The sequence below is a fragment of the Gynuella sunshinyii YC6258 genome, assembly GCF_000940805.1.
GTDB lineage: Bacteria > Pseudomonadota > Gammaproteobacteria > Pseudomonadales > Natronospirillaceae > Gynuella > Gynuella sunshinyii.
This window is the reverse complement of record NZ_CP007142.1, coordinates 3,679,513-3,692,350: the sequence shown is the minus strand read 5'-3', so window position 1 is coordinate 3,692,350 and position 12,838 is coordinate 3,679,513. Positions and strand designations below refer to the sequence as shown.

Below are 12,838 nucleotides of genomic sequence, written 5' to 3'. Positions count from 1 at the left end.
AAACGCTATACGGGTCTGGCGCAGCCGCTTGTTAAAAGCGGTATATCAATGGAACCACAAAATTTGGAACGTCATTACTCGCCTCGTGTGAGCTAAAGCCAAATTTACGATAAAAACCTTCAGCATTTTTTGACGAGTTTACACGAATGTAACCCCTCGCATCCTGAGGCTTGCATCTTGCAACTGTTTCACTCAGCAAGAAACGACCTACACCGGCTCCATGATTCTCTGGAACAAAGAAAAAATCTGACAAATTCCAATAATCTTGAAACCAGAATAAAGCCAAATACCTTCTCAGGCACACATTTTAAAAACACGCTATGTTCGCACTCTGCACCTTTCTCAAGGTGAGAAAACGTAATTGCCTCTTTGGCAATATCTTTCAAAAACGATAAATCGCTCTCTGCCACTAATTCGATATTCATTATTTGGACTTCTAACGCCAGTGTATGGGGCCATAACGAAGCATAGTGGAGGTCCCAGTCGTGACAGCGGCAAACATCACACTTTTGTTATCTGTTTTTTAGCTCATATTTCATAAACAAAACATCAAATGGCAAATGGGGAAACTTTTTAAGTCCGTTTTCTACAAAACCTATCTTTGTATACCATTCTTTTAACTTGGTATGTTTGGCAATAATTCCTATGCTAATTCTAGTAACACCTTTTGACTCACCATGCCGCAAAACATGTTGGGTAAGCTGCTTGCCTATACCTTGTTTTCTGAACGAAGGAAGTACGGATAAACGATTGAGGTAACCAACATCATCTGTAGGCTGTTCGAATGCTACGCATCCGACGTTTTCTCCATTTAATTGATATAAAAAATACTTCTCACCTCTATCAAAATCGGACAAAACCCATTTCTCGTCACAAAATGACGGATGTTTTGGATTGTTATCCTTATTTATTCCAAATTTTATTGCAACATCTTCATTGGATTGAGAAATTATATCAGCAATTATTTTTGCATCTTTTATATCTGCAACGACAATATTCACGCATGATCACCTTTATAGATAACAGTTTTTCTATGGACTCTCTCCATCTTGCATCAACTTAAGTTTAATATCTTGTGACTGCAGTTATCTATTCGATTTCGTCTTCAAGACGACCAAGATGGTAGTTGCCCATACCGCACTCATTATTTCAACGACATCAATGTATCAAATCTGTTTTCAGAATCTGGTACAGTGAGTCAGGCTGACTTTCATCCAAGTTTTAGCAAGTCTTTGAAAATCCTATCTCTTTTTTCTAACCTATTCAGCAGCAACAATCGCTATCCATGCTTTTTGTTTGCCCCGACATCGGACGGTCAATAATAAAACCGTTCGGGCACTTTGTATCAAAGGGCGTTGCAAGTAAACATCACCAGCTTCGGTAATACTACCCAGCTTGCTTTTACCACCACTGGAGTATTGCCGAGGAACAAGCCCTAGCCAGGCTGCAAACTGTCGGCCATTTTTAAACGGTTGAGCACTGCCTGCAGTCACCATGATTTCTGAGACCGTTACCTTCTAAATCGTGTTTCCCGAATGAACAGCTGTCAATTTCTGCATTTGAATATATTGGTCGCGCGATGAAGTCTCCAGGAAAAACAGTCGCCTCCTCTCTTCCTTTGTTTGGGCTTTTCTTCAACACCTCCACTACCTCACTGGTTGGCCAAATATCACACAGCAACCTGACTGATCCAGATAACGTCATTTATAGGCCAATCACCTGGATATCGTGCCTTAAATTATAGATACACCAAAGGCCGCAGCCCATAACCCAGACCAGCTCTTTAATTGCCTGAGGTACGCATCGCCATTGAAAGGCCAGCGCCTTTATGCCGGTGCACTGGTGAGAGAATAACCCGCTGCAGCGTTCTGTCTCCCCCCGTAGCCCCTTCAAACCAGCACTTCCCACGCCCGGCCAATCTATAGATATTCCGGCTCTAAACCACTCGTATGTATTCAAGAATTTGTCACGATCACCATGAAAACCGGCCTTGATCACCTGCCGAAAGCCAAACAGCACGAGCTCCAGACTATCTCTGCCATCCTGCGTGATACTCTGGAGGATTTTCTGCAAGGCAAGACCGGGCGCAGAACCGAGTACCGGATTTTGAAAATCATTCTCTTTGGCAGCCATGTCAAAGGCACTTGGGTGAATGATCCGGAGAACGGTTATATCAGTGATTACGATATTCTGGTGGTGGTGAACAAGCCGACGCTGGTGGATGAGGATATCGTCTGGCAACGGGCAGAAGAACAGATCAGCCGCAAGGTCACTTCTGCACCGCTGGGATTGATTGTGCATGACCTGGAAGACGTGAATAAACGGCTGCTTCAGGGTCATTATTTCTTTAAGGATATCCGTGAGGAAGGCATTGAGTTGTTTGCGGCAACCCCCAGGCCGCTGGCAATACCGGGAAATTTAACCGAAGCAGAACGCCGCGAGATTGCGCAGAAGCATTATGATCAATGGTTTGGATCTGCAAATGACTTTTTAAGCTATATCAATATGCTCATCAGGTCACTGAGCGATTGTATGCCTGTGTACTTCTCACCGGCTCCAACTACTTACCCAAAACCCATAACATCGAAAAGCTACAATATTTTTGCATGCAGGTTGACCCTGAATTTACCGGTATTTTTCCGTTCGACAGTAATCGGCGCTGTTTTCGCCGCTTGCAACGTGCCTATATCGATGCACGTTATTCGGAACATTACGAAATCACAGAAGAGGAATTGAAGTACCTGGCATCGGAAGTGATCAAGCTGAAGGCGCTGGTAGAAAAGATCTGCCAGGCTCATCTGGTTTAAATTCGGTTATTAACCCGGCACGTATACATGTCGGGTTAATAGTGTGATGCAGGGATGTACCGGGATGCCGGACCACACCATTGGCCACAGCCAATGCGAACCCCTGGAAATCAAGCGGTCCGACGATTCGGTGTTTCGCACAACACCGTCAGATTTCTCGGGGCGACAATTATAAAGAGATCAGGACGATCTATTTAATTGCCAGGTTAATAGTTCGATTTTAGCGGACATTTCTGCACCCTCTAATTTACTCTGACCTTCCTCCAAAAAGCACCACCATTGCATGATGATGCTGGGACGTGGGCTTTCTCCTTATTAATCTTCTGCCAGGATGCTGGAAACCGTTTGCGTTTTGATTTTTACACCAAAGCTGGTGATCTCTGGCAAGGTCATATTGTGATGAACGCGAATCTGTTCTGCGGTGGCATGAGGTTTATCGTGGGTTGTATGGGCATCTGATATCAGCGTCACCGGATAACCCAGCCCTGCAGCCCGCCGTGTGGTGGTATCAACGCAAAACTCAGAAGCATAGCCGCAGATGAATAAATGCCCGATGTTCAATTCATGCAGCAAGTCTTCAAGATTAGTTCTCAAAAACGAATCCGGAGTGGTTTTACGAACGAAATGATCATTGGGGCTGGTTCGCAATTCTGACTGAAGTTTCCAGCCGTCACTACCAAACTCAATCACTGAATCCGCTCGTTCGTGTTGAATAAAGATTACCGGAAATTCCACGGCCCTCGCCCAATCGTTAATGGTATTGATCTTATCGAGCACGACTGCCGATTCGAAAGGTTGAGGCTTCGGATCAAATAACACAGTTTGCACATCTATTACCAAAATTGCCGATTTCATAATATTCCTCAAATTGAACCAACATTGTCGACATGTACAGATCAAGTGATCCGTAGAACGACCTTCAAACCAACTCAGCTAAAGCAAATTATCAGCTAATTGTTACCATGGCACTAACGACTTTAAGCGGTATATTCAGCATGTATTATTACATTCAAATTGATACATAATTCAAAATTTTTTCCAGGATAGATGACTCGTTTCGTACTGTATCAACAATAAGTCTGTTTGGAGTTAAGGGTGTGTATTTGGAGGTAATTTCTTCTACATCGGCCCAGCTCAATTCGTACCAGCCTTTGATATTTCTACGCCTTGACTCGATACGTCGCTTATGCTCTGTTTTATCGGAGCATACACATTCGATAACGACCATTTCTTTTCCTAAAAGCTCGGGCCAAAGCTCGTTTACTCGGTTTTTGTCAGCTATAAAATCAACAATGACAGAAGTGTTGCGGTCCAGATGCTCGTCAACCAAATTCTTTAATAGCGTATAGCCAACATTATTCAGTACCTCTGTCTTCAGTGCCCCATTTTCAACGATTGAAGCCTCTAACTTGTCTTTTGAAAATAAAGGCAAACCAAGTGAGGTTGCCAATTTCCCGGCTATTGTACTTTTCCCTGAACCGGGCAGCCCACATATTAGAATAACTTTAGCCATATGATTCCTTGTTTTATACACCAGCGAAATTGCGCGTAGAGCGATCAAGTCCAAAGCCTGCTTGAGCCTACGAGGGTTTTTCGGTATAGCCAGCATTAAGCGCTTTGTTGAGCGTAAGCTCAAACTTAAAGTGAATGATGCTAAAAGCCAAGTGGTACCCGTCGGTCAATGTCAGTTTCTAGGCTTTACGTTTCGAGGATCTAAGCTGGCATGGCATGAAAAAGTCGTTCAGCAATTTAAATTTCGCGTTCGCCAGCTTACTGGCCGTTCACGCGGAATCTCCATGGAACATAAAGTACGGGAATTAACACAGTATCTGCGCGGATGGATTAATTATTTTGGTATTGCGCAAGGCTACCAAAAATGCATTGATCTTGATGGCTGGATACGCAGACGACTAAGAATGAGTTTTTGGAAAAACTGGCGCAGGGTACGAACGAAAGTACGCAACCTGATGTGTATGGGTGTGAGTGAATTGCTTGCTGTTACCTGTGGTTCGTCCAATAAAAGCTATTGGCGGAACGCAAAGACGGAAGGGATACACATAGCACTCAATAATAAATTTTTCCGGAAAATGGGATTGATATCGCTTCGTGATCGGTGGATTGAAATACATTACGGTTAGGGAACCGCCCATTGCGGACCCGTACAATGGGTGATGTGGGGACTGGGGGTTAAAAACCCCCGGTTACCCGATTTATGCCTTGAAATAAACTGCACTATCAAGCTGCCTAAATAAATAGGACAAAAAACCCAATAAATCCAAACAATCTTGTTTGTTTACCGGCCAATCCAAAGCTGGTTCATGTGCTGTTGGATTCCTAATAGCTTGCATGAGCCCGGCTGATAAAAACTTTATACCATTCTGGGTATTCTTATCCGTATCTGTCTGGCACGGTGTTACTTTTAAAACACCATTATCCGCACCCCAAACTTCAAGCATAAGCGCCTGCCCATCTTTTTGAGAATGAGCCTTAGCCTGCACTTGTTTGTTATAAACTTTGCAGGCCTCGAAAACTGCATGAAAATAGTGGGCTTGCAAGAACAGCTTTTTGCAATGCTTTATCACTTCAGAATGATATGAGCGCCCCATAAACTCAGTCAACTGTGCCCCGGAATCATAACTTACTTGAATGAAGAACCAATTCTAACGTCGAATTCACTGGTTTTGCGCTGTTTGCAAAATCCAGTGAAATGACTTGTTAGCAGATTTTTATGGAAAACTTTATATCGACAATTAAATTTGATTTCTGAGATTACAGCCACCATTTTTTTTTATGAAATACAGTCTGTAACGGATTCTTCGGATTAACCCATAGCTTACAATAACCGTTTTGGTTGATTTTCTCGTTCAAATACTTTTCCACTTGTTGTTTGGAGTGGAAACTTACCAAAGTTGAAGGTTCTGGAGTGACTTTGTATTCTTTCCCATCTAAGCTAAATACACAAATCAATCTGTATCCCCATGAAGAGGTTATGTCTCCGGGTTCCTTTTCATACTCACTGATCTCTCGATCAATGCATTGAGCATCAATTCGCTTCCATCCAGATTGAAGTTGAAAAGCAGAAAAAATAATACCAAGCATTGCGATGACTAAACCAGAAACAGCAATAGCAATTATCTGGATCACCGTCAGGGTCACCCTGAAAAATGAGTAATTATTCCAGAAAAACACCCCTATAAATATTACTATGCCAATAAAAGGTAGTGGATTTTTGGGCTTTATGATTTCGGGTTTATCTGGTTCCCACCATGGAATCCATTGAATTCGCCATCCAGAGTTACGAAGGCGATCTTGCATATTTCGCAAGCGTTTCTGAAATAACATTATAAAATTATGACCTTGTAAGGTTATAAGGAGTATCTCTTCTGCTAACGTTAGCCATGAGCCGCGCGAGGTACGAGCGTCGGCTCGATGGCATTGTTAGCAGTTGCTGCTTCTGAATTCGGATAAATCCTGTAGGGCTGAAGTAAAATTTTCATGTTCTTACTCAACCTAGAAAATGAGTATTCTCCAACCTCGGCCCATGACTTGCTATCAGCCATGGTCGATGATTCAATGACCATCGCGAGCACCTCATCATGGGGCAGTAGGTACCATTCGCCGGTCTCATAAAATGCAATGTACAGATCTTTACCAACGTACTTCTTGCAGAATGTGAGCCGCCCCTTCAGTTGAACCTTTAAGAACCGCTCACCATCAATATGCTGGGCGATAAAATCCGCACCTTGCCAGTCATCGGTCAACCGGAGGGTGACGAATCCATAGTCGGCCAGAACCGCAGACACTTTTTGGAAATTGTAGTTTTCCTTCTGTCGCGAGTTCAGCTCAGAATAATCGACTAACTTCAGTTGCACACCGCCTCCTTTTGACTGCTAACGTTCGACGTAAGGGGCTGACCGCAGGCCAGTCCCCTTGACGGAGGGGTTAGGCCTCCGGTGCATGCGATTTTGACAATGCAAGTGACATATGCACTTTGCCCTTGAGCCCGGCGCTCGTGCGAATGGCTTGTGGTTGCGTGCCCCAGGAGACAAAGCCGGCCGATCGGTAAAGGCGAAGCGCCGGTGCATTGCCCTCCGTGAGCGTGAGCGTTAGGGCCAGAACTTCCGGTCTTGCTGATGCGGCCGCAATCGCGGCGTTCAGAAGCGCGAGACCGATGCCCTTGCCGCGCTGCTCCGGCTGGACGTACATGCCCAGGACAAGGGCTGAATGGAGGGTCTTGGGCTTGGCTGAGTACTTTAGCGCGACGGTTCCTACCAAACTGCTGCCCTGCCAAGCCCCAAACGACGTGGCCAGTCCGACCGCACTGCCCATGCGCTTGACCCACCAAGACTCAGGTTCAGCTTCGCGTTCATCCGCTGTAGTGGTAAAGGCGTCTGGCGCTTGCTCGTAGGCTTCGAGCATGAGCGCTCGATAAGCGGCAACGTCGGTGGGAATAAGGGTAGCAATACGCATTCGTTCTTTGGCCTAACGCTTAAAACTGCGGACACGACGTGGTCCGCAGCTTTGTCTTGTTAGAATTGTGCATGACCGGGAAACCACTGAACTTTAAATAACAATTGCCACTGGACAAACCCAATTCTTTGGTAACTTGGCACCCAGTTTAACGATTGGATACCACCTGATTTTAACTTTGCACCGTAGCGGATTTGACTGTGCCACGGAACCATAATTTACTTGAATGAAGAACCAATTGTAACGCCCGCGTAAAGCGCGCGAGGTACGAGCGTCGCATTTGACGCGATTGTTATATGCTGAACTTTGCAACAGCGCGCTCATATATCGGCCTATATTTATCAAACAAAGGCATAGCATGTACGAGAGCTTGAGATTCTGCTGAATCGTGCCAGCCAAAATAATCTTCTGCTATATATAGTTCTTGCCGTTCTTCTTCAGGCAGCTCCAAATCAAGATCAAATAGAATTCGGGATATTGCGGCATACAAAGAAAGCTTCTCTTCTGAATATGCCTTAGCCGCCTCCCCTGCTAAAAATTCGTTACTCGGTTCACCATAAACTTGGTAAGTATTACTAATGAATTCGATCATCTCAGCAACATCTGATGCCAATGATAATTTCTCAATAAATGGATCAATACCTTGATCAGTATATTGAGCGTATGCCCATGCAATAGCCTGTTCATAAGACATGAAATTATTTTTAAGAACATAACTCAACACATTGTAATCTTCGGAACTAAATTTCATATTGGTTGTATATAACGCTTAAAACTGCGGACACGAAGTGGTCCACAGCTTTGTATTGTTAGAATTGTGCTTGACCGGAAAACCACTGAACTTTAAATAACAATTGCCACTGGACAAACCCAATACTTTGGTAACTTGGCACCCAGTTTAACGATTGGATACCACCTGATTTTAACTTTGCACCGTAGCGGATTTGACTGTGCCACTGAATCATAATTTACTTGAATGAAGAACCAATTCTAACGCCCACGTCAATTGCACTTTGGCCATAGTGGAGTTTTGGGGTAAAGTTGCGAAGCAATCCCAAAACGGAGCGACGGCCAAAGTGTCGATTGGACGTGATTGTTATGTGCTTCTTGGTTTAATTGCATACTGCTTGTAGTTTCTTACAAACTCTTTAGCTTCTTCCAAAGTTTTTGGGTATGCGACCGTATCGTGGTGATTCGGTCCGATTCTAATTTTCTGGAACCGAAATCCATGCTCCACAAGAAACTCGACCTTTTTCCACTGGGAATCATCAGAGCGTTTTGGTGCTTCGAAATTACGGCCCAAGTTATACGAAGTGCCACCGCACTCGCTACATTCGATTTCGCTTGGATACTGGGATGGATCTAAGTCAAAATGGCGCTTGAAGGATTTTCGGCACGCAAAACATACGAATGACATTGCATATACAGGACCTCGGTGAAAAGAAGGTTTAGAGGGGCCACTGATTTCACGCGTGCCAGTAGCTTTCCTCAACTCCATGCGTCTATGCTTCTCTTCGTTCATCGTGCCCCCTTCACATAACGCATTGCTTTGGGGCTGCTGAAACATAGCGAAGCGGCGTGTAAGCTGTCCCAGCCACGAACAGCAACTTGTTATGTGTTGTTGCTAAAACCATGCTACGAACTTACTTTTACTAGCCTATACCAAGAATAATACGTTGCAGCCAGCAAACCCAACGTGGCTAATAATGTTAATAGTGCGCCAGGAATCAAAACACCCGATGCACACTCTGAGGCTGGAAGTGCTTCGCTGCCAGACCTGTAAAAAGCAAAAAGACCAAACTCTTCTTTGTGGCCACATGCGCCATCCCAGACTTCGGATGAAGCGGTAAATAATACCAAGAACGCGAATACCGCGATGATTGAGATTATTCCAAAGACCATTTTCCCTTTCATGATTCTCCGTCAGAACACATAACGCCGTTGTAAATTGCAGTTTTGGAGGAGCCCGTTTGTGCTATTAAGCACAAAAAGGAGCGACGCAAAAACTGTCAATTTGACAACCTTGTTAAATGCCCGATGCGCCAATTACTGCAATACCAAAAAATAAGACGATTACGCCTAGGAGCCTTAGCCACCACAAGTAGAACCGCTTAAAACACAAATTGACAAAGAAAAGCAGACAGCTTGCCAAGCCAACTATTATTAGCAAGCCAGTGACAAATGCCCCCGGCTCACCACCATAAAAGTACTGATGAACTCCGTCAGGTATATATTTCCAAAAGAATATCTCTATTAGCAATACTACGACACCAAGCAAACCAAGAGATATGCCTGAAACTTCAATTTTTTGCCACATTCCAATTGCCATTTAACGCCCCGCACAGGGGCGGCCAAATAAGCGCAGCGTTTTGGACGTCCCAGCGACCAACGGGAGCGACTGCTGCGGCTTGTTAAGCATTAGACTGTAACGTACCCTTCAGACCAATGATCTTTACCAATTTCATATTCATCAATATAAAATCCACTTTCTTCCTTATCGACAAGAGGATCAATAAGCTTCGGATGATCAGAAAATCCTGTCTGTACAGATAACCTTTTAATTGCCGCAAGAGCATCTTCTTTGCTTGCATAGAGCCCAATAATTTTTGCACATTCATTATCTTCTGATATCACGTGCAAATGTTGTAGTAAATATGCTGATTTCATAGTCTGCTGAACGCCGGTGTAATTTGCGCCCTGAAGCGCAGCGTAAGGGCGTCAAATTGACACCCTTGTTGAACGAAGCCGCTATGCGGCAGATTAAAACCCACACACCACACTAAAGTAATAATGCCTCTACGCAGACATTCCGCTCTGCGATCACGGAGGCATTATTATGAACAAAGCACAGCAAAAACGATTCAATTCACTGTACCAACAGCATGTTAACGCACTCATCCGACAAGGCAAGACCAAGTCAACCATCGATTGCCATGCCCGGGCCGTACGGCGTATCACCGAGTATTTCGATCAATGCCCTGACCGCTTAACCCTGGAGCAACTCAAAGACTATTTTCTCGCGCTGGTTAAAAGCCTGAAGGTGGATCGCAACGGCTTACAGTTCTTCTACGATCAGGTCCTCGGCAAACCCTGGCAATGGGTCGATATTGTCAAACCACCGCAAACCCGTGTCTTGCCCGATATCCTGACCTTGAATGAGATTGAGCGGGTCATCAACACTGCCCGCGAGTTGCGCTATCAAACCTTTATTCTGGTGACATACAGCATGGGGTTGCGACTTGGCGAAGCCTTGAACCTACGGGTCGGGGATATCGACAGTGAACACAGGCGGGTGCATATCCGCCAGGGTAAAGGCAAGAAAGACCGCTTTGTCACTCTGCCCGACGCCGCCTTGTCAGCCTTGCGCCGATACTGGGTGACCCATCGTCACCCAAAGCTGCTCTTTCCGGCGGGCAAGACGGCTGAGGAGCGCTTTGCCAGTCGTGTCATCATGGATCGTGGCGGTGTTCAGCGCGCCTTCAAAGTCATTGTGGCCGAGTGCAATATTCACAAACGCATCACGCCCCACAGTTTACGACACTGCTATGGGGCTCACCTGGTTGAAGCCGGGTTGAACCTGCGCGCCATCCAGCATGAGATGGGTCATGAGTGTCCCAAAACAACGGCTCTCTATACCCAACTGACCGAGACCACGGTGCAGCAATCCCATCAGTTCATTAATGAGTTGATGAGTCAGCTTCAGGTTCACTGGCAGAGGGAATGCGGCGATGACCCTGGTTGAGATTATTGAACGCTACTGGCCCCGATTGCTGGCACGACCGGGCGTTCAAATCACCGCGCAACAGCGTTCCGCCATCCATGCTTTGCTGGGCTGTCGTACCGAACGGTACGGCACAATGGAACGCCATCTGGCGTGCGGCCATCGCTTCTGCAATCAGTGTCAGCATCACAACACCCGCCAATGGTTGGTACGACAACAACAGAAGCGGTTACCGGTGCGTTACTTTCTGGCCACGTTCACACTGCCGCATGAGTTGCGCGCGCTCGCACAACACCATCCACGCATTGTCTATGCGGCACTGTTCCAGTGTGCCGCCAAAACCTTGCAGGACTTTGCCCTGAACTCACCCCGGTTGCACGCGAGGTTGGGGCTGACCGCTGTGCTGCACACCCATACCCGACGACTCGACTATCACCCGCATGTGCATATCGTCGTACCGGGTGGCGGTATTCACCGGGCACGTAAAGAATGGCGCAAACTGAAGGGCAATTATCTGTTTAATGGCCGGGCGCTGGCCAAGGTATTTCGGGCACGGTTGTTAACGCAATTGAGAGACGCTGGACTGGCCTTACCAACAACACCCTCGCAGTGGGTCGTTCAATGCCAGGACGTCGGGCGCGGTGAAAGTGCGTTGAAGTATCTGTCGCGTTATTTATATCGCGGCGTTCTCAGCAATCACAATCTGTTGAGTGACGATGGTCAACAGGTGACGTTCCGGTATACAGACAATCAAACTCAAACGGTGCAAACCCGAACCCTGCCGGGTGAGGATTTTCTGCTGTTGCTACTGCAACACGTGTTGCCAACCGGGTTTAGGCGCGTACGCGATTACGGTTTCCTGCACGGTAATGCCAAAGCGTTGCTGAAAATAATTCAGTGGGTATTGCGTGTGAACCTTTCGAGGATTGAGCCGATTAAGCGAGCGTGTTTTCTGTGTCCGTATTGTCAGCAGGCGATGGTGATCACCAATATTACGAGACGAAAACGACCACCAGGATAACAAGTTCTGCGTACATACAGTGCCGATAAGTCACCTGCAGAAGAGGACTAAAGAAACGATGGGAGCCGTGAAAAAAATATCACCGACCGGGTGAGGCTGGTACTCGGCTGAAGAAAAGTGACGCGGATACAGGCGTCAGGAAAAGAGAAAACACTCAACGATATATTCCCTATAAATAAGAAGGCAGACACTGTGGACCGGGCTTGTTCAACAATGGAATATGTCGCGGCTATCGCGCGACATATTCTTGTTTGTTAGGCGCACCTACCACAAATCTAGCCGATCTATTTCAAACTCAACCGGATCTTCAGTTGGAAGATCACCAATTTCAATACAAAATCCATTAACCTGGATGATGCCATTTTCTCGATCTACGACTGTGCCACAGCCCACATATGAATACGGACCGGTTTGCTCAATACGCTCTCTCGATTTCTGTCTCTTAACCTCAGCACTCCAATCAGACAAATAGGCTGCCTTTACCTCAGCATCGAGTACCCTCAAAAGATTCTCGACTTTGTCTCCCTCTCGGTGTTCGCAAAGATGGCAGAACACTTGGATCTTGGAGATGCCACTATCAAGTGTAACGCATGCCGTTTCATCTCCGTAGAATTCAACTTTTTTGACAGTGAGCTGATTCATATACTCGCCTAACGCCTAAAACTGCGGACACGAAGTGGTCCACAGCTTTGTATTGTTAGAATTGTGCTTGACCGGAAAACCACTGAACTTTAAATAACAATTGCCACTGGACAAACCCAATACTTTGGTAACTTGGCACCCAGTTTAACGATTGGATACCACCTGATTTTAACTTTG

Annotated in this window: 20 protein-coding genes and 1 pseudogene; 4 read left to right on the top strand and 17 right to left on the bottom strand. The window is 45.8% G+C overall.

Features of this window, described 5'->3' with window-relative positions; translation table 11 throughout:
• Positions 1 to 31 precede the first annotated feature (31 nt).
• From YC6258_RS31385 to YC6258_RS31380, 5 genes and pseudogenes are all read right to left on the bottom strand, one after another.
• Positions 32 to 304, bottom strand: coding sequence for a GNAT family N-acetyltransferase (locus YC6258_RS31385; protein WP_082070755.1), 273 nt, complete (start codon positions 302 to 304; stop codon positions 32 to 34).
• Positions 189 to 425, bottom strand: coding sequence for a hypothetical protein (locus YC6258_RS30310; RefSeq protein ID WP_169748904.1), 237 nt, complete (start codon positions 423 to 425; stop codon positions 189 to 191). Before YC6258_RS30310 ends, YC6258_RS31385 begins: the two co-directional genes overlap by 116 nt.
• An 87-nt stretch (positions 426 to 512) precedes the next feature.
• Positions 513 to 1,001, bottom strand: coding sequence for a GNAT family N-acetyltransferase (locus tag YC6258_RS15925; protein ID WP_044617849.1), 489 nt, complete (start codon positions 999 to 1,001; stop codon positions 513 to 515).
• 321 nt (positions 1,002 to 1,322) lie between these two features.
• A pseudogene (locus tag YC6258_RS29860) lies at positions 1,323 to 1,469 on the bottom strand (transposase); the annotation flags it as partial.
• A gap of 235 nt (positions 1,470 to 1,704) precedes the next feature.
• Positions 1,705 to 2,340, bottom strand: coding sequence for a hypothetical protein (locus YC6258_RS31380; RefSeq protein ID WP_082070754.1), 636 nt, complete (start codon positions 2,338 to 2,340; stop codon positions 1,705 to 1,707).
• Between the two features lie 188 nt (positions 2,341 to 2,528).
• Here YC6258_RS31380 and YC6258_RS31375 point away from each other — a divergent pair, with 188 nt between their 5' ends.
• Positions 2,529 to 2,807 carry a HEPN domain-containing protein gene (locus YC6258_RS31375; RefSeq protein WP_082070753.1) on the top strand — a complete coding sequence of 93 codons (279 nt, stop codon included), beginning with the start codon at positions 2,529 to 2,531 and terminating at the stop codon, positions 2,805 to 2,807.
• 315 nt (positions 2,808 to 3,122) lie between these two features.
• On the opposite strand, the gene YC6258_RS15910 is transcribed toward YC6258_RS31375, so the two are convergent.
• Both YC6258_RS15910 and YC6258_RS15905 read right to left on the bottom strand, forming a co-directional pair.
• Positions 3,123 to 3,662, bottom strand: coding sequence for a cysteine hydrolase family protein (locus YC6258_RS15910; protein ID WP_044617847.1), 540 nt, complete (start codon positions 3,660 to 3,662; stop codon positions 3,123 to 3,125).
• Positions 3,663 to 3,816: 154 nt separating this feature from the next.
• The gene (locus YC6258_RS15905) at positions 3,817 to 4,320 is read right to left on the bottom strand and encodes a P-loop nucleotide/nucleoside kinase family protein (protein WP_044617846.1); all 504 of its coding nucleotides are present in this window, start codon (positions 4,318 to 4,320) and stop codon (positions 3,817 to 3,819) included.
• 61 nt (positions 4,321 to 4,381) lie between these two features.
• On the opposite strand from YC6258_RS15905, the gene YC6258_RS15900 reads away from it, so the two are divergent.
• Positions 4,382 to 4,945: a group II intron maturase-specific domain-containing protein gene (locus YC6258_RS15900; RefSeq protein WP_052830334.1), complete on the top strand. Its 564-nt coding sequence runs from the start codon at positions 4,382 to 4,384 to the stop codon at positions 4,943 to 4,945.
• 72 nt (positions 4,946 to 5,017) lie between these two features.
• On the opposite strand, the gene YC6258_RS15895 is transcribed toward YC6258_RS15900, so the two are convergent.
• From YC6258_RS15895 to YC6258_RS15855, 9 genes are all read right to left on the bottom strand, one after another.
• A complete protein-coding gene (locus YC6258_RS15895; protein WP_211264540.1) occupies positions 5,018 to 5,425 on the bottom strand; it encodes a TIGR02391 family protein in 408 nt (135 codons plus the stop codon).
• Positions 5,426 to 5,576: 151 nt separating this feature from the next.
• On the bottom strand, positions 5,577 to 6,149 hold the full coding sequence (locus YC6258_RS15890; protein WP_044617844.1) for a hypothetical protein: 573 nt from the start codon (positions 6,147 to 6,149) through the stop codon (positions 5,577 to 5,579).
• A gap of 50 nt (positions 6,150 to 6,199) precedes the next feature.
• A complete protein-coding gene (locus tag YC6258_RS15885) occupies positions 6,200 to 6,679 on the bottom strand; it encodes a hypothetical protein (protein WP_044617843.1) in 480 nt (159 codons plus the stop codon).
• Between the two features lie 70 nt (positions 6,680 to 6,749).
• Positions 6,750 to 7,277: a GNAT family N-acetyltransferase gene (locus YC6258_RS15880; protein ID WP_044617842.1), complete on the bottom strand. Its 528-nt coding sequence runs from the start codon at positions 7,275 to 7,277 to the stop codon at positions 6,750 to 6,752.
• Positions 7,278 to 7,569: 292 nt separating this feature from the next.
• A complete protein-coding gene (locus tag YC6258_RS15875; protein WP_245626944.1) occupies positions 7,570 to 8,001 on the bottom strand; it encodes a hypothetical protein in 432 nt (143 codons plus the stop codon).
• 372 nt (positions 8,002 to 8,373) lie between these two features.
• Complete coding sequence (locus tag YC6258_RS15870) at positions 8,374 to 8,799, bottom strand: hypothetical protein (RefSeq protein WP_245626943.1); 426 nt, start codon at positions 8,797 to 8,799, stop codon at positions 8,374 to 8,376.
• Between the two features lie 113 nt (positions 8,800 to 8,912).
• Positions 8,913 to 9,191, bottom strand: coding sequence for a hypothetical protein (locus YC6258_RS15865; protein WP_044617840.1), 279 nt, complete (start codon positions 9,189 to 9,191; stop codon positions 8,913 to 8,915).
• A 112-nt stretch (positions 9,192 to 9,303) separates the two neighbouring features.
• Positions 9,304 to 9,606 (bottom strand): hypothetical protein, encoded by a 303-nt coding sequence (locus YC6258_RS15860; RefSeq protein ID WP_144407673.1) that lies wholly within the window; start codon positions 9,604 to 9,606, stop codon positions 9,304 to 9,306.
• 89 nt (positions 9,607 to 9,695) lie between these two features.
• Entirely contained in the window at positions 9,696 to 9,944 is a 249-nt protein-coding gene (locus YC6258_RS15855; protein WP_044617838.1) for a DUF7336 domain-containing protein, read from the bottom strand.
• Positions 9,945 to 10,113: 169 nt separating this feature from the next.
• On the opposite strand from YC6258_RS15855, the gene YC6258_RS15850 reads away from it, so the two are divergent.
• Together YC6258_RS15850 and YC6258_RS15845 are read left to right on the top strand one after the other, a co-directional pair.
• Positions 10,114 to 11,019, top strand: a complete 906-nt coding sequence (locus YC6258_RS15850; protein WP_044617837.1) for a tyrosine-type recombinase/integrase — start codon at positions 10,114 to 10,116, stop codon at positions 11,017 to 11,019.
• The gene (locus YC6258_RS15845; RefSeq protein ID WP_044617836.1) at positions 11,006 to 12,019 is read left to right on the top strand and encodes an IS91 family transposase; all 1,014 of its coding nucleotides are present in this window, start codon (positions 11,006 to 11,008) and stop codon (positions 12,017 to 12,019) included. Before YC6258_RS15850 ends, YC6258_RS15845 begins: the two co-directional genes overlap by 14 nt.
• 264 nt (positions 12,020 to 12,283) lie before the next feature.
• Here YC6258_RS15845 and YC6258_RS15840 read toward each other — a convergent pair whose 3' ends face one another.
• The gene (locus YC6258_RS15840; RefSeq protein ID WP_044617835.1) at positions 12,284 to 12,661 is read right to left on the bottom strand and encodes a hypothetical protein; all 378 of its coding nucleotides are present in this window, start codon (positions 12,659 to 12,661) and stop codon (positions 12,284 to 12,286) included.
• Between the last annotated feature and the right edge of the window lie 177 nt (positions 12,662 to 12,838).